Genomic DNA, 17832 nt, shown 5'->3' with positions numbered 1-17832 from the left:
CGCTGAGCACGTAAACACCGGGCGCACACAGATTTTCACCCCGGAAGCCGATCAACCGATCGGTTTCCTCACCACCACAGGTCGTCATTCGTGTAACGGATGGGCGAAACCAGGCGAGAAAGGCACCACAAAATGACAATGACAGATCCGGTCGCAGACATGCTGACCAGACTGCGCAACGCGAACTCGGCGTACCACGACACCGTGTCCATGCCGCATAGCAAATTGAAAGCGCACATCGCTGACATCCTCAAGGCTCAGGGTTACATTTCCGCCTGGACCGTCACGGATGCAACAGTAGGCAAGACCCTCACGCTGGACCTCAAGTTCGGTCCGAACCGCGAGCGTTCCATCGTAGGCATCAAGCGGGTTTCCAAGCCTGGCCTGCGCGTGTACGCAAAGTCGACCGAGATCCCCACGGTTCTCGGCGGCCTCGGCGTTGCCATCCTGTCCACCTCCAGCGGTCTGCTCACCGACCGCCAGGCTGAGAAGAAGGGCGTAGGCGGAGAAGTTCTCGCCTACGTGTGGTAACCGAGAATGTCACGTATTGGAAGACTCCCCATCCCGATCCCCGCTGGGGTCACGGTTGTGGCTGACGGCCAGGCCGTCTCCGTCAAGGGCCCGAAGGGCGAGCTCGCGCTCGTTGTTTCCAACCCCATCTCGGTGTCGATCGAGGACGGTCACGTTCTCGTCACCCGTCCGAACGACGAGCGCCAGTCGCGTTCGCTGCACGGTCTGACCCGCACCCTGATCAACAACCAGATCATCGGCGTAACCGTTGGTTACACCAAGGGTCTTGAAATCGTCGGTACCGGTTACCGCGCGGCGCAGAAGGGCACCTCTGTTGAGTTCGCCCTCGGCTTCTCGCACCCGGTCGTCGTTGAGCCGCCCGTTGGAATCGTTTTGACCGTTGAGAGTGTCAACAAGCTCACGGTCAGCGGAATCGACAAGCAGGCCGTCGGCGAGGTTGCCGCCAACATCCGTAAGATTCGCAAGCCAGAGCCCTACAAGGGCAAGGGTGTGCGTTACGCCGGCGAGATTGTTCGCCGCAAGGCCGGAAAGAGCGGTAAGTAACCATGGGACTCGGAACTAGAGGCAAGAGCAAGGCCGCAGCCCGCGGACGTCGTCACACACGTCTTCGCAAGAAGATCGAGGGAACGGCGCTTCGCCCGCGCCTCGTCGTCACGCGCTCCGCTCGCCACGTATTCGTGCAGGTCGTCGACGACAGCAAGGGTTTCACCCTTGCGTCGGCATCCACGCTCGAAACGGACTTGCGCACCTTCGATGGTGACAAGACCGCCAAGGCCCGCAAGGTCGGTGAGCTTGTTGCTGAGCGTGCGAAAGCCGCCGGCATCGAAGCCGTTGTATTTGACCGTGGTGGCAGCAAGTACGCAGGACGCGTCGCAGCCATCGCTGAAGGAGCTCGAGAGGGTGGATTGAACCTGTGAGCACTGAAAAGATCGAAACCACAGCACCTGTTGCTGCCGTTGCCGAGGCGCCGGTTGAAACCGCCGCCTCCACCACCCCGCCTCAGAATGAGCCTCGCGAGGCTCGTCGTGGTGGACGTGAGCGCAACCCGAACAAGGACCGCGGAAGCCGCGATGCCGACAAGAGCCAGTTCCTGGAGCGCGTCGTCACCATCAACCGCGTGTCGAAGGTCGTCAAGGGTGGTCGGCGCTTCAGCTTCACCGCTCTCGTTGTCGTCGGCGACGGTAACGGCCTGGTCGGCGTTGGATACGGTAAGGCCCGCGAGGTCCCTACCGCTATCTCCAAGGGCGTTGAAGAGGCGAAGAAGAACTTCTTCCGCGTTCCTCGCGTCGGCCTGACCATCCCGCACCCCGTGCAGGGTGAGGCCGCAGCCGGCGTCGTTCTGCTTCGTCCGGCAGCAGCAGGTACCGGCGTTATCGCCGGTGGCCCGGTGCGCGCCGTACTCGAATGCGCTGGCATCCACGACGTGCTGAGCAAGTCGCTCGGCTCGTCGAACACCATCAACATCGTGCACGCCACGGTTGAGGCACTGCACCAGCTCGAAGAGCCGCGTGCGGTTGCGGCTCGCCGCGGCCTCGCCTACGAAGACGTGGCTCCGGCCCGTTTTCTTCGTGCCGACGCTGCTGCAGCTGCAGCGGCCGCAACCGCGAAGGCAGGTGCCTGATGGCCCAGCTGAAGATCACACAGATCAAGTCCAAAATTAGTGAGAAGCAGAACCAGCGCGACACTCTTCGCAGCCTGGGTCTGCGACGCATTGGCGCCGTCACGATCCGCGAGGACAACTCGCAGAACCGTGGCTACGTCAACACCGTCGCTCACCTCGTAAAGGTCGAGGAGATTGACTAATGGCTGACGAGAAGGAAGCTACCAAAGTAGCCGACAAGCCTGCCACGAAAAAGGCAGCTGCCCCCAAAAAGGCCGCTGCCCCGAAGAAGGTCGCTGTTGCAGCTGAGCCCACTGAGCCCCGCGAGCACGTGCTGAAGGTACACCACCTTCGCCCGGCGCCCGGAGCGAAGAAGGCTCGCCAGCGCGTTGGCCGTGGTGAAGGATCCAAGGGTAAGACCGCGGGTCGAGGAACCAAGGGCACGAAGGCACGCTACAGCGTGCGCGTCGGCTTCGAGGGTGGGCAGATGCCTCTGCACATGCGCACCCCGAAACTGCGTGGATTCAAGAACCCGTTCCGCGTCGAGTACCAGGTTGTCAACCTGGAAAAGCTCGAGCTGCTCTACCCGAACGGCGGCGATGTCACCATCGCCAGCCTGATTGCCAAGGGTGCAGTTCGTGACAACGAAAAAGTCAAGGTTCTCGGAACCGGTGAAATTACCGTTAAGCTGAACGTGACGGTCGACAAGGTCTCTGCTTCAGCTGAGCAGAAAATTGTCGCCGCGGGTGGATCTGTAAAGTAAGTCCGTAGACGCTCAGTCGAGCTTGTCGAATCCGTCAATCGAGTAAATCGTTTGGTGTGATTCGACAAGCTCGATCGTTTTAAGTCGAGTTGCCGCTCTATATCGATCTGCACTGTCGATCTGCGTAAAAATCTGGAGGCCTTTTTGTTTAGCGCCATTGCGCGGATCTTCCGCACACCCGACCTTCGCAAGAAGATCGGCTTCACCCTGGGCATCATTGCTCTGTTCCGCTTGGGCTCGTTTGTTCCGACCCCATTTGTGGACTTCGCCAACGTGCAGCTGTGTCTCGCAGCCAACCAGGGCACGAGCGGCCTCTACGAGCTCGTCAACCTCTTCAGTGGTGGAGCTCTGCTCCAGTTGAGCGTCTTCGCACTGGGAATTATGCCGTACATCACGGCCTCGATCATCGTGCAGTTGCTGCGCGTGGTCATCCCGCACTTTGACACCCTGTATAAAGAAGGTGCATCGGGCCAGAGCACCTTGACCCAGTACACCCGCTACCTGACGATCGCCCTGGGCATTTTGCAGTCGACCACGCTCATCACGGTGGCCCGTAGCGGCGCCCTTTTCGGCACATCCGCCAGCACCGAATGCACGCAGCTGATCACCAACGACGCCTGGTACGCCATCATGCTCATGGTCATCACGATGACCGCCGGCACCGGCGTCATCATGTGGATGGGTGAGCTCGTCACCGAGCGCGGCGTCGGCAACGGCATGTCGCTCATGATCTTCATCTCGATCGCGGCACTGTTTCCCGGCTCGCTCAGCGCTATCGGCCAGCAGCAGGGACCAGATACCCTCATCATTGTGCTGATCGTTGGCATTCTGGTGGTCGCCGGCGTTGTCTTCGTGGAGCAATCGCAACGAAGAATTCCCGTGCAGTACGCCAAACGCATGGTCGGTCGCCGAACCTACGGCGGCAACAACACGTACATTCCGATCAAGGTCAACATGGCCGGCGTGATTCCCGTGATCTTCGCCTCCTCGCTGTTGTATTTGCCGGCCCTGCTCGCGCAGTTCAACCAGCCGGCAGCGGGCGCTGAAGCCCCGGCCTGGGTGGTGTGGATCTCGCAGAACCTCACCGGTGGCGATCAGCCGCTATACATGGCAATGTATTTCCTGCTGATCATCGGCTTCACCTACTTCTACGTGGCCATCACGTTCAACCCCGAAGAAGTCGCCGACAACATGAAGAAGTACGGCGGATTCATTCCCGGCATTCGCGCCGGCCGCCCGACCGCTGAGTACCTCGACTTCGTGTTGACGCGCATCACCCTTCCCGGCTCGCTCTATCTGGGCCTGATCGCACTGATTCCGCTCGTCGCATTCTCCGTTGTCGGTGCCGATCAGAACTTCCCGTTCGGCGGCGCGAGCATTCTCATCATCGTCGGCGTGGGGCTCGAGACGGTTAAGCAGATTGACTCGCAACTGCAACAGCGACACTATGAGGGGCTTCTCAAATGACGCGCTTGCTGTTGATCGGCCCGCCCGGTGCTGGCAAGGGTACCCAGGCCGAGCGTCTCGCTCTCGCTTTCGGTGTTCCTGCCGTCTCCACCGGGGACATTTTTCGATACAACGTGACCAACGAGACCCCGCTCGGACTCGAGGTCAAGTCGTACCTGGATGCTGGCGCCTACGTGCCAGATACCCTCACCAACGCGATCGTTGCTGACCGGTTGCAAGAAGCGGATGCTGCCAGCGGCTTTCTGCTCGACGGCTACCCGCGCACAACCGATCAGGTCGCTGAGCTCGACCGTCTCCTGGACGCCGAAGGGACCCAGCTCGACGTTGTCGTGCTGATCACCGCCGACACCGACGAGGTGGTCACCCGGCTGCTCAAGCGTGCCGCCGAGCAAGGCCGCGCGGACGACACGGCCGATGTCATCCGTCACCGGCTTGACGTCTACGCCGAGCAGACCGCTCCGTTGATTGATGTCTACAGTGCCCGCGGCCTCGTCGTCACGATTGATGGACTCGGCGCCGTGGAAGAGGTCACCGAACGCATCCTGGCCGCACTGGCCGAACGCGGCCTGCGCGCCAGCACGACCACGCTCTGAACCGGTTTTTCTGAGCCGCTTTGACCGTTTCGGGCCGGGCCTTTCGGCCCGGCCCATCAGCATGTGAACAACCAATACATAAAATATCGCTCCCTTGTTCGGAGCTAGTTTGTAGGAAAATCAGTGAGTCTTCGACGTTCCATCTACAAGAATCCGGCCCAGCTGCGCCTCATGGTCGCGCCCGGCCTGGCCACCGCGGCGTCGCTCACGGCTGCCCGCGCGGCCATAGTCGTCGGCGCCACCACCCTCGACATCGATGCTGCGGCCGAGGCTGCGATCGTCGCGCTCGGTGGCAAGCCCAACTTCAAGCTTGAACAGGGATACCACCACACCGTGTGCGCGTCGGTGAACGACGACGTCGTGCACGGCATCCCGTCCGCGCGCCGCCTCGGCGCCGGTGACATCGTGTCGATCGACAGCGGCGCGATCATCGAGGGTTGGAACGGCGACGCCGCCTTCAGCTTCGTGCTGCCCGACGCGACGCGCCCCGAGCTCGTGGCCGAACGCCAGAAGCTCTCCGACGTGACCGAGCAGTCGCTGTGGCACGGTATTGCCCGTCTTCACACCGCCCGTCACCTGAACGAGGTCGGCGAAGCCATCGAGGACTATGTGGAGTCGCAGGGCAGCTACGGCATACTGACGGACTATGTCGGCCACGGCATCGGCCGGTCCATGCACGAAGACCCGCCCGTGTTCAACTACCGCGTGCGCCAGAAGGGGCCTTCTGTCAAGCCGGGACTTGTCGTAGCCATCGAGCCGATGGTCGTTCTCGGCTCGATCGACACCTACACCCGCGAAGACAACTGGACCGTCGCCACGAGCGACGGCCTGGCCGCCGCACACTGGGAACACAGCGTTGCCGTGCACGAGGACGGCATCTGGGTGCTCACCGCCGACGATGGTGGGGCCGCCGGTCTCGCCCAATTCGGCATCGTTCCCGTTCCGATCGCCTAGGCTCTACTGGTCGATGAGGTGCACGAGCTCGTCGATAAAAGACGGGAAGTCCACCGAGCGTTTGATGAGACGCTGCACGTCGGCCCGTTCGGTGAAGACCTCGACGAACTGGTCGAAGATGGACTGGAACGACGCCCGCCCGTCAGCGCTGAACGCGATCAGGGCGACGACGTTGACGCGGCTGTCACCCCAGGGCATGGGGGAGTTGTTGACGGCAATGGCAATGGACGTCTGCTGCGCGGTCATGGTCATGGCGTGTGGCACGGCGAGGTGGTCGGTGAACGCGGTCGACGACATCCGCTCGCGTTCAATGGCGCCGTCGACGTAGCTGGGATCGATGAGTCCGCGCGCGACCATGCGCCCGCCGAGCTCGCGGATCATCGCTTCCTCGTTGGGGGCGGCGAAGTTGCGCAGGTAGAGGGACTCGTCGAAAAACTGCAGCAGATCCTTTTTAATGTGCGACCGCCGACGAAGGCGGCGCACACGGATGGCCGCCTCGCGGATTCGGTGCACGTCGCGCTCCGTGAGGAACGGCTGGATGACGATCACGTAGTCGGCCGGGACAGGCGGCTCGATCGTGGTGAGAACGAGGTCGGCACGAAGGTCTGCCCACGGCACGTCACTGCGCGTGATCTGGTCCACGATGGTCAAGTCGTCGCCGAGAACCCGTTCGATGCGCTGACGCAACTGCACGTGCATCGTGTAGTAATTGGGGCAGACGATCACGCAGGTGACGAGCTGCTCGGATTGGGAATGCTGTTGCAGGTATGAGCCGACGTGCATCGCGATGTAGGCGATCTCGTCGTCGTTGATGTGGATCTGCTCCTGGCGCTGCAGTTCGCTCGCGATGTACACGGCGAGTTCGTAGATCATCGGATAGGCGGTCTTGATCGACCGGGTGAGCGGATTGCGTGAGTAATCCCGCACCTGTGCGCGGTCGATGAGGTTGCGCACGTGCAGCGTGAGTCGGGTGATGAAATCCTCGTCGGCCAGGTCGACAAGATATTCCTCGCTGGCCTGAGCCACGATGCGTCGCATGACCTCGAGGTCCCCGGCACGGGCGACGGTTGCGTTGATCGCGTCGGTGGCCTCGTCGTGTCCGGGCGTCACGACCCGGGTCTGCAGGAGGAGCACGAGGTAGGCAAGGTCGCTGAGATCAAGCACGACGCCGAAATGGGTGTCGATGAGACTGGCCAACGCAACCGTGAGGTGCTCGCCGACGTCTGGTGCTTCGTCGGCTCTGGCAGCGGCGCGCTTGCTCACCCGGTCGACGGCGATGGCCACGTGCAGCAGAACATTGTTGGTGCCGTACTCATTCACGAAATAACCCTGGGCGTCGAGCATGGCGATCAGGTCGGTCTTGAACGCACCGAGGCTGTCAGACGGGAATTCCTTCTGGATGGCCGCAAGTTCGAGCAAACCGCGGGCGGACTCTTCGCGGAACATCCGGCTGATCAGGCGGCGCCGGTCGGTTTCGGATCCGAGAAGAGTCACTCGGCTGCCGTGGCGGGCCAGGGAGAGTCCCGTGTCGGGCAGGAGTGCGCGCACCCGAGACAGGTCGGCCTCGACGGTGGAGTCGCTCACGAAGGTCTCGGCCGCGAGCTCATAGACGTCGAGGCCCTCTGCCGAGTCGGTGAGGCGACGAACCAGCTGGTACAGACGGCGCTGCGGTGTGTCCGACTCCGCGTGCTGCCGCGGCGGTGCTGTGCGGAATGCCGCGTAGGCCTCACGGTTGACGCGGTAGCCGGCCGGTCCCGACTCGATCACCTCGAGCGGGTCCGCCGCCGTCTTCACAATCGTGACGTAACTGCGTACGGTGCGCGGAGTCACACCGAGGTGTTCGGCCAATTCACCTGCCGTGACCCAGCCGGGGGAACGGAAGAGGTAGTCGAGCATCCTCGATTGGTTGTCGCTCATTGTGCCTTGTTCTGTGTCGTGCGCGGTCCCATCGAGTAGATCTTATCTGCCGAACCCGAGGGTTTCCGGGGGTGCGGCAATGAGTCTGGTGGCCCCCGGAAGGGGTGCCCGGCAGACTGTAACAAGTCTGCTGTGCGTCGACGACGAAAGGGTGAATCGATGAGGATTCATATTGTGTGTGGTGCCGGTGCGTCCAGCACGTTCGTGGCGCTGCGGCTACGCAGGAGCGCGGCGGCCCGTGGGATGTCCGCTCACGTGACCGCCGGAAGCGAATCCGATCTGGCGAGCATGCTGCCGGTCATCGATGTGCTTCTCGTGGGTCCGCATCTGCAAGGGATGTTCGCCCAGATCCAGCAGCAAGCCGCAGTGGCCGGCGTGCTGGCCAGCTTGATGCCCGCGACGGTCTTCAGCGCTCGCGATGGCGAAGAGGCCCTCGACCTGGCCCTCGCAACGGCCAGCACACGTTCATGACTGTGGCAGACCAGTACTCCCAGCACCTGCCGCATAACGCACACGCAACGAAAGGTACCGCAATGCTCGAACGCACCGTTCTCATCGGATCGACCCACGGACTGCACGCTCGTCCGGCGAAACTTTTCAGCCAGGCCGCCGCGGCTGCGGGTGTCCCCATTACGCTCACCAAGACCGGCGGCAAGACCGTCAACGCCGCGAGCATTCTCGGCATCATCTCTCTCGGCATCGGCCACGGTGACGAGGTCACCCTTGCAGCCGACGGGGACACGGCCGAGACAATCCTCGACGAGCTGGCCCGGCTGCTGCTCGTCGACCACGACGCTTAGGGGCTGCGCATGGAACTGCAGGGAATCGGAATCGGTCAGGGTGTCGTTGTGGGCCGTGTCGTGCGCATGTCCGACCCGCTGCCCGACCCCGTCGCCGCGCCCAGCGCTCTGACGCCGGCGGAGGAGGGCGACCGCGTCACCGAAGCCCTCGGCGCCGTTGCAGCCGACCTCCTCGCCCGCGCGAAGCGGGCCGGCGGAGTGGCCGGCGAGGTACTCGAGGCCCAGTCCATGATGGCCGAAGACCCCAGCCTCGTTGATGACGTCACGCTGCGGCTTGCCGCTGGCGCGACGGCAGAACGGGCGGTCTTCGAGGCCTTCGCGGCCTTCCGTAACATGCTGACCGAGCTCGGCGGCTACATGGCAGAGCGAGCGGGCGACCTCGACGACGTCTCGCAGCGCGTCGTCGCACGTCTCTCTGGAGTCGCGGCGCCCGGGGTGCCCGACCGGGGACAGCCGTTCATCCTCGTAGCTCGCGACCTGGCTCCGGCCGACACTGCAACCCTCGACCTCGGCCAGGTACTCGGCCTGATCACCCTCGACGGGGGCCCCACCTCGCACACCGCGATCCTGGCCCGCGAAAAGTCCATTGTGGCCATCGTGCGCGCGGTCGATGCGGCGGACCTCACCGATGGCGACGAGGTCATTTTGGACGCCGCGAACAACCTGGTGATCACATCACCCAGTGCCGAGCAACTCTCCCAGGCGCACGCATGTGTGGCCGCTCGGGCCGCCCACGCGCTCGCGCCGGTGTCACCGGGCCGCCTCGCGGATGGTACCCCGATTCCGCTTCTGTCGAACCTCGGGTCGGCCGACGGAGCGGCCGCGGCCGTCGCCCTCGGCGCGGAGGGCGTTGGCCTGTTCCGCACCGAATTTCTGTTTCTCGACGCCGTCACCGCGCCGACCGTGGCCGAGCAGCGCTTCGAATACGAGCGGATGCTGCGCGCCTTCCCCGGCAAGAAGGTCGTGGTCCGTGCATTGGATGCCGGGGCGGACAAGCCGCTGGCCTTCCTCAACGACGCCCGCGAAGAAAACCCGGCCCTCGGCCTGCGGGGGCTGCGCGCGCTGCGTGCATCCGAGCAGATACTGCGCGACCAACTGGAAGCGCTCGCCCAGGCGGACGCCGCCACCGAGGCTGACCTGTGGGTAATGGCCCCGATGGTCGCCACCGTGGAGGAGACCCGCTACTTCGTGGCACTCGCGCGCGAGCTCGGGCTCAAGACCGCCGGGGTGATGGTCGAGATCCCCGCCGCCGCGCTTCTCGCCGATCGCATCCTGCGGCACGCCGACTTTGCCTCGATCGGCACGAACGACCTCACCCAGTACACGCTCGCAGCCGACCGCCTGCTCGGCTCCGTGGCCGCATTCCAGGACCCGTGGAACCCCGCGGTACTGCGCCTGGTGGCCGAGGTCGGTGCCGCCGGTGCCGAGCTCGGCAAGCCCGTCGGGGTGTGCGGTGAGGCCGCCGCGGATCCGCTGCTCGCCGTGGTGCTCGTCGGCCTGGGCGCAACGAGCCTCTCGATGTCGGCTTCAGCCCTCGCCGACGTGCGGGCGACCCTGGCGGACTTCACGAGCGAGCAGGCCCGGCTGTTGGCCGAGCTTGCCCTCGACGCCGAGGATGCGGCATCCGCTCGCGAAGCGGTCACGACCATGGCCGCCACATTTCTTGATTCATCTTCTCGTTCCGAACCTTCCCGTGCAGCACACCCTAGAAAGGTACTGAAATGACGACGACGTCAGCCGACACCAAGCGAACGGGCACTCGTGTGCACGTGCAGCGCTTTGGCACATTCCTCAGCGGAATGGTCATGCCCAACATTCCCGCCTTCATCGCATGGGGGCTGATCACCGCGCTGTTCATCCCCACCGGATGGACCCCCAACGAGACGTTCGCAACCCTCGTCGACCCGATGATCATCTACATGCTGCCGCTTTTGATCGCCAACACGGGTGGTCGCATGATTTATGACACCCGCGGTGGCGTGGTCGCCACGATCGCCACGATGGGTGTAATCGTCGGCAGCAGCATTCCGATGTTCATCGGAGCAATGATCGTGGGCCCGCTCGCTGCCTACCTGCTCAAGAAGGTCGACAGCATCTGGGAGGGCAAGGTCAAGGCCGGCTTCGAGATGCTCGTGAACAACTTCACGGCTGGAATCCTCGGTGCCATCCTCGCCCTCGGCGCGTTCGTCGGTATCGCCCCGCTCGTAATCGGGCTGAGCAAACTGCTCGAAACCGGTGTCGACTTTCTGATCGCCAACGGATTACTGCCCCTCGCGAGCATCCTGATCGAACCGGGCAAGATCCTCTTCCTCAACAACGCCATCAACCACGGCGTGCTCACCCCGCTCGGCGTGCAGCAGGTATCCGACACCGGCAAGTCGATTTTGTTCCTGCTCGAGGCCAACCCCGGCCCCGGACTGGGCATCCTGCTCGCGTTCACCTTCTTCGGAACCGGTATTGCCCGGGCCAGCGCGCCCGGCGCAATCATCATCCAGTTCCTCGGCGGCATCCACGAGATCTACTTCCCCTACGTGCTCATGAAGCCGATTCTCATCCTGGCCGCCATCGGCGGCGGCATGACCGGTGTGGCCATCAACGTGGCGTTCGCCACCGGCTTGCGCGCTCCCGCCTCGCCCGGCAGTATCTTCGCCGTGCTCTTCCAGACGTCGCCCGAGAGCTACATCGGCGTCATCTTGTCGGTCATCGGTGCGGCAGCGGTCTCCTTCCTGATCGCCGCCGTCATCCTGCGCGCCAGCCGTCGCCGCGACCTCGCTGAGGGCGCCGGTCTCGACCTGACCGCCGCCGTGGCGAAGACCGAGGCAAACAAGGGCAAAGCCAGTTCGGTACTCGGCAGCCTCGTTGGCTCCACCGCAACGGATGCCGCGGCCGGCGACAATGCCCCCACCCGCGACCTCCGCAACATCGTGTTCGCGTGCGACGCCGGCATGGGCTCGAGTGCGATGGGCGCCTCCGTGCTGCGCAACAAGATCAAGAAGGCCGGCATCGCGGGAATCACCGTGACCAACCAGGCCATCGCCAACCTCGACGGCAGCGCCGATCTCGTCATCACGCACCAGGACCTGACCGACCGTGCGCGGGCCAAGTCACCCGACTCCGTGCATGTCTCCGTCGACAATTTCATGAACAGCCCGAAGTACGACGAAGTCGTGGGCATGCTCGAACACCAGACCAACGAAGGAGTCACCTCATGAGCCAGATCCTCGAACCCCGCAACCTGATTGCCCGCGGAACGGCCCGCACGCGCGACGAGGCGATTCGCGAGGCCGGTGGCCTCCTCGTGGCGTCCGGCGCCGTGAGCGACGACTACGTGGCGTCCATGTTTGAGCGCGAAGCATCCGTTTCGACGTACATGGGCAACTTCCTCGCCATCCCGCACGGCACGAACGACGCGAAAGAATCGATCCTGCGCTCCGCCCTGTCGCTCGTGCGCTACGCCGAGCCGATCGATTGGAACGGCCAGCCGGTGCGTTTCGCCGTGGGTATCGCGGGGCTCAACAACGAGCACCTCGAGATCCTCTCCAAGATCGCCATCGTGTTCTCCGACGAAGACGAGGTGGCCAAACTCATCGACGCCGCCTCGGCCGAAGAAATTTTCGCCCTCCTTGAGGAGGTCAACGCAGAATGAAGGCCATTCACTTCGGCGCGGGCAACATCGGGCGCGGCTTCGTCGGACTCCTGCTGCACGAAGCCGGGTACGAGGTGGTCTTCGCTGACGTGAATTCGACCCTCATCGACGCGCTGCACGCCGCACCCAGCTATGAGGTGCACGAGAAGGGGGAGGGGGCCCGCCAGCACACGGTGCAGGGGTTCCGCGCCATCAACAGCGCTACCGACAGCGAGGCGCTGATCGACGAGATCGCCACCGCCGACGTCGTGACGACGGCCGTCGGACCGAACATCCTCAAGTTCGTTGCCCCGCTCATCGCGGCCGGGCTAACGCTCCGGGAAGCGTCGCTGCCGCCGCTCGCCGTGATGGCGTGTGAGAACGCCATCAACGCCACCGACCTGCTCGCCGAGCACGTGCACAGCCACGTGACCGGTGCCGACTGGCCGGCCGTCTCGTCGCGCGCCGCCTTCGCGAATACTGCCGTCGACCGCATCGTGCCCAACCAGGCAGCGGATGCGGGCCTCACGGTGACGGTGGAGGCCTTCTACGAATGGGTCATCGAACGCGGCGCATTCGGCGATGCTGTTCCGGTCATTCCGGGAGCCACGTTCGTGAACAACCTCCTTCCCTATATAGAGCGCAAGCTCTTCACGGTGAACACCGGGCACGCCACCATTGCCTACCTGGGCAGCCGGGCCGGCGTCAACACGATAGCCGAGGCGCTCGACGTGCCGGCCGTCGTGGCGGCCGCCCGCGCCGTGCTCGAAGAGACGTCGGCGCTGCTGGTTGCCAAGCACGGACTCGACAAGGACGCCCAGCGCGCCTACCGTGAAAAGATCCTCGTTCGGTTCAGCAACCCAGCCCTGCTCGATACCGTCGAACGAGTGGGCCGCCAGCCCCTGCGCAAACTTGGCCGCAACGAGCGGTTCATCGGCCCGGCCGCGGAATTGATCGAATCCGGCATCAGGCCAGAGGCGCTCTTGGGCGCCATCGGTGCGCTGCTGCGCTTTGACGTTGCGGCCGACGAGCAGAGCGTCGAGCTGCAACGGATGCTCCGGGCCGAAAGCGCGGAGTACGCGGTTCTGCAGGTCTGCGGGCTCGATGCGGCGCATCCACTCTTCGCGTCGGTCGTGCTCGAAGTAAGACGCGCGCAGGGATTATAGGACTGAATTGCCAAAAGGCAATCTCATACCATAAGATTGATCCTTGGTGTCTGGTGTCGCCCTTTTCGGGCGTGTCCGTACATCAATCCCGCATGACCAGCAATCAATACAGAGCGACAGTGAGGGTATGGCCAAAAAAGACGGTGTCATCGAAATCGAGGGCGCAGTAGTCGAAGCTCTGCCCAACGCGATGTTTCGCGTTGAGCTGTCAAACGGCCACCGAGTTCTTGCCCACATCTCGGGCAAGATGCGTCAGCACTACATCCGTATCCTCCCGGAGGACCGCGTGATCGTTGAGTTGAGTCCTTACGATCTGACCCGTGGCCGGATCGTCTACCGCTACAAGTAACGGCTGCTGTAAGTAACGGCCCTCGGCATCCCGAGGGTACGAAGACAGCGAAAAAACAAGGAATTACCATGAAGGTCAAGCCCAGCGTCAAAAAGATCTGTGACAAGTGCAAGGTCATCCGCCGTAACGGCAACGTGATGGTCATTTGCGAGAACCCGCGTCACAAGCAGCGCCAGGGTTAGATCGCGTCGCGACTCGTCGCTTCGAGATTTACCTGCAGTAATAGATATAGATAGCAGTTCCGGGAGCCCTTCGGGGTGACACCATCGGCTGGAGGCCGATGTACAGGAGCTGTTACAGACCTCCATCACTAACAGGAGACACAATGGCACGTCTAGCCGGCGTCGACATCCCGCGCGATAAGCGCGTGGAAGTTGCATTGACTTACATTTACGGTGTTGGCCGTACGAGGGCCCTCAAGACCCTCGCCGACACTGGAATCGACGGAAACATCCGCGTCAAGGATTTGAGCGACGACCAGCTCGTCCTTCTCCGCGACTACGTCGAGGGTACCTTCAAGGTTGAGGGTGACCTCCGCCGTGAGGTTGCCGCTGACATCCGCCGCAAGGTTGAAATTGGCAGCTACGAGGGCATTCGCCACCGCAAGGGCCTGCCCGTTCGCGGTCAGCGCACCAAGACCAACGCTCGCACCCGTAAGGGCCCGAAGCGCACCGTAGCCGGCAAGAAGAAGGCGCGCTAGGCCCCCGGCCTAGCCCGCTAACGCCTTTAGGATTCAGGAGAAATTCATGGCACAACCCAAGTCGGCCGTACGGAAGCCGCGTAAGAAAGAAAAGAAGAACGTTGCTGTGGGCCAGGCCCACATCAAGAGCACCTTCAACAACACGATCGTGTCGATCACCGACACGACCGGAGCCGTCATCAGCTGGGCCTCGTCGGGCCAGGTTGGTTTCAAGGGTTCGCGCAAGTCGACCCCTTTCGCCGCACAGTTGGCCGCCGAGTCGGCCGCCCGCCAGGCGCAGGAACACGGCATGAAGAAGGTTGACGTCTTCGTCAAGGGACCCGGCTCAGGCCGCGAGACTGCGATCCGTTCACTGCAGGCCGCTGGCCTCGAGGTCGGTTCGATCAACGACGTGACGCCCCAGGCTCACAACGGATGCCGTCCGCCGAAGCGCCGCCGCGTCTAAAGCACACGCTGTCATCTCGACGGGCTCGGCTGTAGCCGGGCCCGTCGGAACTCTTTTCTTTCACTTTTCACTCTCTCGTCATTGCAAGTGTCATATAGCGGACACTTAGCCGAAAGGAATCAACAGTGCTTATTGCACAGCGTCCAACGCTCACCGAAGAGAACATCTCGGAGTTCCGTTCACGGTTTATCATTGAGCCGCTCGAACCTGGCTTCGGCTACACCCTCGGCAACTCGCTTCGCCGTACTCTGCTCTCGTCGATCCCGGGCGCTGCTGTAACCAGCATCCGTATCGATGGTGTGCTGCACGAGTTCAGCACCGTTCCCGGTGTGAAGGAAGATGTCACCGAGATCATCCTGAACATCAAGGGCCTCGTCGTCTCGAGCGAGCACGACGAGCCCATCACCGCCTACCTGCGCAAGCAGGGAGCCGGCCAGGTTACCGCCGCTGACATCTCGGCTCCGGCCGGCGTCGAGGTGCACAACCCGGAACTGGTTATCGCAACCCTCAACGACAAGGCGAAGTTCGAACTCGAACTGACCATTGAGCGTGGCCGTGGTTACGTCTCCAGCACCCAGAACCGTAACGAGTTTTCCGAAGCCGGCCAGATTCCCGTCGACTCGATCTACTCGCCCGTGCTCAAGGTGACCTACCGCGTCGAGGCAACTCGTGCCGGTGAGCGCACTGACTTCGACCGCCTCGTCGTTGACGTGGAGACCAAGTCGGCTATCTCGCCCCGCGACGCCATCGCATCCTCTGGCCGAACCCTGACCGAGCTGTTCGGTCTGGCTCGTGAGCTCAACACCGCCGCAGAGGGCATCGAGATCGGCCCCGCGCCGGTTGACGCTGTGCTTTCGACCGAGTTGTCGGTTCCGATCGAAGACCTCGACCTGTCGGTGCGCTCGTACAACTGCCTCAAGCGCGAAGGCATCAACAACGTCAGCGAACTGGTCGCCCTCTCGGAGACCCAGCTGATGAACATCCGCAACTTCGGGCAGAAGTCGGTTGATGAAGTGAAGGACAAGCTCGTCGAGCTCGGCCTGTCCCTGAAGGATTCGGTTCCCGGATTCGACGGCGCACACTTCTACAGCGGCTACGAAGAAGAGACCATCTAAGGCTCGCGCTTCAACGCTGCCTTTCGATTTTTTGATACTGGAGATTACCAATGCCTAAGCCCACAAAGGGCCCCCGTCTCGGTGGCGGCCCGGCGCACGAGCGCCTCATGCTTGCGAACCTGGCCGCGGCCCTGTTCACCCACAAGTCGATCAAGACGACCGAGACCCGTGCCAAGCGCCTGCGTCCGCTCGCCGAGCGCATGGTGCAGTTCGCCAAGCGCGGCGACCTGCACGCCCGTCGTCGCGTTCTCGCGACGATCACCGACAAGACCGTCGTGCACGAGCTGTTCACGGTCATCGCCCCGCAGGTCAACGAGCGTCAGGGCGGTTACACCCGCATCACCAAGCTCGGTTTCCGCAAGGGCGACAACGCCTCCATGGTGCAGATGGAGCTCGTTCTCGAGCCCCTGGTTCCCAAGGTCAAGCGCTCCAAGACCGCGACCGTTGCCGCGACCCCCGTCGGGTCCGAGAACGTTGTTGTCGACGACGTTATTGCTGACGACGTTGTCGTCGACGAGACCGTCGTTGCTGACGGCGTCGTAGCCGAAGACGTTGTTGCCGAGGATGCAGCAACCGACGAGGCCGACAAGAAGTAGCAGTACCAGCAAGGGAGGGCCAACACATGTTGGTCCTCCCTTTTTGTGTATCCGTCCGTCTCGCTTGACGAAGTTAGGGTTGAAACATGGATCACCGCGTAACTTCGCTGGCTGAGCGCATCGGCATCGCACCGGCTCCGGTGCTTCCGGTGCACCCGGACGTTACAACGTGGCGAGCGGCCACCAGCGACGACATCGACGGTATCTGGCAGCTGCGCTGCGCGATGGGCGAAGTCGACCACCCCAATTACCTCACGGCTCGGGGCGCGATCGCCGCCGACTTCGGCTACTCTCATTTTCATCCGGAGCTCGACTCGCTCGTTGGTGTCGACCAAGTTGGCCGCATCATCGCCGTAGGCATGGTCATGTTTCCCCCGCGACAGGTGACTCTGGTGCGCTCGATGCCGATCGGCGGGGTGCACCCGTCGCTTCGAGGTCGGGGCGTGGGTCGCCAACTGCTGGCCTGGCAGCTGGGCCGGGCGAAGCAACAGCTAGCTTCCTCGACCAAAACCCTGCCTGGTTGGGTCCTCACCTATGCCGACGAACGGTCACCGCAGAACGCGGCCTTGTTCGAGCGCGGTGGCCTGACCCTCGCGCGCTACTTTCTCACCCTCGAACGACCGCTGGATGCGCCGGTGCGCGTCGTCGACGCGGCTGACGGCATCCGCGTTGCTGCCTATACCCCCGCCGTTTCGTCCGACGTGCACGCCGCCCGGGACGACGCCTTCATGGACCACTGGGGCAGCCAGCCGATGAGTGACGAGAACTGGAACGCCTTCGTCGGCGGACAGTGGTTTCACCCCGACCTCTCGTTTGTGGCCTACGGTACCAACGCATCCGGCGCGGAGCAGGTTGTCGGCTTCGTGCTGTCCACCGTGAACGAGAACGTCTGGGCAACGCAGGGGTTCACCGGCAGTTACATCGATCTGGTCGGTGTTTTAAGCGGATGGCGCGGCCGCCACATTGCGCAGTCGCTGCTGGCCGCCCAGCTGGCCGCCGGGCAGGCTCTCGGGCATGAGCGGGTGACCCTCGCGGTCGACTCGGCCAGCCCCACCGGGGCCCTCGGCCTTTACACCGGCATGGGATTCGTGCCCACCCACCGCAAGATGGCGTACACCCTCACGTTCTAGCCCGGGCCCCGTCAAGCCTCGAGGCTGGATCTCCTAAATCCCACATGCAAAGCAGGTGTCGCCGTCAGCCGTCAAAGCGCG

At 63.3% G+C, this 17832-nt stretch carries 23 protein-coding genes; 22 read left to right on the top strand and 1 reads right to left on the bottom strand.

The features are described from left to right. The first annotated feature begins 132 nt into the window (after positions 1–132). The 9 genes from rpsH to map all read left to right on the top strand — a co-directional run bounded on the left by rpsH (position 133) and on the right by map (position 5908). Positions 133–531, top strand: a complete 399-nt coding sequence (gene rpsH / locus CXY70_RS16405; protein WP_104083772.1) for a 30S ribosomal protein S8 — start codon at positions 133–135, stop codon at positions 529–531. A gap of 6 nt (positions 532–537) precedes the next feature. After that, complete coding sequence (gene rplF / locus CXY70_RS16400) at positions 538–1074, top strand: 50S ribosomal protein L6 (RefSeq protein WP_092339429.1); 537 nt, start codon at positions 538–540, stop codon at positions 1072–1074. A gap of 2 nt (positions 1075–1076) precedes the next feature. After that, the gene (rplR, locus tag CXY70_RS16395) at positions 1077–1448 is read left to right on the top strand and encodes a 50S ribosomal protein L18 (protein WP_092107252.1); all 372 of its coding nucleotides are present in this window, start codon (positions 1077–1079) and stop codon (positions 1446–1448) included. Further along, positions 1445–2152: a 30S ribosomal protein S5 gene (rpsE, locus tag CXY70_RS16390; RefSeq protein WP_369827303.1), complete on the top strand. Its 708-nt coding sequence runs from the start codon at positions 1445–1447 to the stop codon at positions 2150–2152. Before rplR ends, rpsE begins: the two co-directional genes overlap by 4 nt. After that, positions 2152–2334, top strand: a complete 183-nt coding sequence (gene rpmD, locus CXY70_RS16385) for a 50S ribosomal protein L30 (protein WP_066597599.1) — start codon at positions 2152–2154, stop codon at positions 2332–2334. Before rpsE ends, rpmD begins: the two co-directional genes overlap by 1 nt. Continuing rightward, positions 2334–2894, top strand: coding sequence for a 50S ribosomal protein L15 (gene rplO, locus CXY70_RS16380; RefSeq protein WP_104193395.1), 561 nt, complete (start codon positions 2334–2336; stop codon positions 2892–2894). Before rpmD ends, rplO begins: the two co-directional genes overlap by 1 nt. 144 nt (positions 2895–3038) lie before the next feature. Further along, positions 3039–4361, top strand: a complete 1323-nt coding sequence (gene secY / locus CXY70_RS16375; RefSeq protein WP_104193394.1) for a preprotein translocase subunit SecY — start codon at positions 3039–3041, stop codon at positions 4359–4361. After that, entirely contained in the window at positions 4358–4954 is a 597-nt protein-coding gene (locus CXY70_RS16370) for an adenylate kinase (RefSeq protein ID WP_104193393.1), read from the top strand. Before secY ends, CXY70_RS16370 begins: the two co-directional genes overlap by 4 nt. A gap of 171 nt (positions 4955–5125) precedes the next feature. Continuing rightward, complete coding sequence (gene map / locus CXY70_RS16365) at positions 5126–5908, top strand: type I methionyl aminopeptidase (protein WP_104193578.1); 783 nt, start codon at positions 5126–5128, stop codon at positions 5906–5908. Positions 5909–5911: 3 nt separating this feature from the next. Here map and CXY70_RS16360 read toward each other — a convergent pair whose 3' ends face one another. After that, positions 5912–7825 (bottom strand): transcription antiterminator, encoded by a 1914-nt coding sequence (locus tag CXY70_RS16360; protein WP_104193392.1) that lies wholly within the window; start codon positions 7823–7825, stop codon positions 5912–5914. A 159-nt stretch (positions 7826–7984) separates the two neighbouring features. Between CXY70_RS16360 and CXY70_RS16355 the strand changes: the two genes are divergently transcribed. The 13 genes from CXY70_RS16355 (at position 7985) to CXY70_RS16295 (ending at position 17751) form a co-directional block, all read left to right on the top strand. Next, positions 7985–8296 (top strand): PTS sugar transporter subunit IIB, encoded by a 312-nt coding sequence (locus CXY70_RS16355; RefSeq protein WP_104193391.1) that lies wholly within the window; start codon positions 7985–7987, stop codon positions 8294–8296. Between the two features lie 62 nt (positions 8297–8358). Further along, the gene (locus CXY70_RS16350) at positions 8359–8625 is read left to right on the top strand and encodes an HPr family phosphocarrier protein (protein ID WP_104193390.1); all 267 of its coding nucleotides are present in this window, start codon (positions 8359–8361) and stop codon (positions 8623–8625) included. A 9-nt stretch (positions 8626–8634) separates the two neighbouring features. Then, complete coding sequence (gene ptsP, locus CXY70_RS16345) at positions 8635–10350, top strand: phosphoenolpyruvate--protein phosphotransferase (protein WP_104193389.1); 1716 nt, start codon at positions 8635–8637, stop codon at positions 10348–10350. Continuing rightward, complete coding sequence (locus tag CXY70_RS16340) at positions 10347–11837, top strand: PTS mannitol transporter subunit IICB (RefSeq protein WP_104193388.1); 1491 nt, start codon at positions 10347–10349, stop codon at positions 11835–11837. Before ptsP ends, CXY70_RS16340 begins: the two co-directional genes overlap by 4 nt. Then, on the top strand, positions 11834–12271 hold the full coding sequence (locus CXY70_RS16335; RefSeq protein ID WP_104193387.1) for a PTS sugar transporter subunit IIA: 438 nt from the start codon (positions 11834–11836) through the stop codon (positions 12269–12271). Before CXY70_RS16340 ends, CXY70_RS16335 begins: the two co-directional genes overlap by 4 nt. Next, entirely contained in the window at positions 12268–13416 is a 1149-nt protein-coding gene (locus CXY70_RS16330; protein WP_104193386.1) for a mannitol-1-phosphate 5-dehydrogenase, read from the top strand. The genes CXY70_RS16335 and CXY70_RS16330 overlap by 4 nt, the downstream gene beginning before the upstream one ends. 127 nt (positions 13417–13543) lie before the next feature. Then, positions 13544–13765: a translation initiation factor IF-1 gene (infA, locus tag CXY70_RS16325; protein ID WP_035834638.1), complete on the top strand. Its 222-nt coding sequence runs from the start codon at positions 13544–13546 to the stop codon at positions 13763–13765. Positions 13766–13833: 68 nt separating this feature from the next. Further along, entirely contained in the window at positions 13834–13947 is a 114-nt protein-coding gene (gene rpmJ, locus CXY70_RS16320; RefSeq protein WP_035834639.1) for a 50S ribosomal protein L36, read from the top strand. 143 nt (positions 13948–14090) lie between these two features. Continuing rightward, positions 14091–14465 carry a 30S ribosomal protein S13 gene (gene rpsM / locus CXY70_RS16315; RefSeq protein ID WP_092449488.1) on the top strand — a complete coding sequence of 125 codons (375 nt, stop codon included), beginning with the start codon at positions 14091–14093 and terminating at the stop codon, positions 14463–14465. 46 nt (positions 14466–14511) lie between these two features. Next, positions 14512–14910, top strand: a complete 399-nt coding sequence (gene rpsK / locus CXY70_RS16310; RefSeq protein WP_092107270.1) for a 30S ribosomal protein S11 — start codon at positions 14512–14514, stop codon at positions 14908–14910. Between the two features lie 125 nt (positions 14911–15035). Continuing rightward, positions 15036–16025, top strand: coding sequence for a DNA-directed RNA polymerase subunit alpha (locus tag CXY70_RS16305; protein ID WP_104193385.1), 990 nt, complete (start codon positions 15036–15038; stop codon positions 16023–16025). A gap of 50 nt (positions 16026–16075) precedes the next feature. Next, a complete protein-coding gene (gene rplQ, locus CXY70_RS16300) occupies positions 16076–16621 on the top strand; it encodes a 50S ribosomal protein L17 (RefSeq protein WP_104193384.1) in 546 nt (181 codons plus the stop codon). 86 nt (positions 16622–16707) lie between these two features. After that, on the top strand, positions 16708–17751 hold the full coding sequence (locus CXY70_RS16295; protein ID WP_104193383.1) for a GNAT family N-acetyltransferase: 1044 nt from the start codon (positions 16708–16710) through the stop codon (positions 17749–17751). Positions 17752–17832 lie beyond the last annotated feature (81 nt).

This window comes from Cryobacterium sp. Y82, from assembly GCF_002929495.1.
GTDB classification, from domain to species: Bacteria; Actinomycetota; Actinomycetes; order Actinomycetales; family Microbacteriaceae; genus Cryobacterium; species Cryobacterium serini.
The sequence above is the reverse complement of the archived record's forward strand: the minus strand, read 5'-3'. Positions and strand labels throughout refer to the sequence as shown.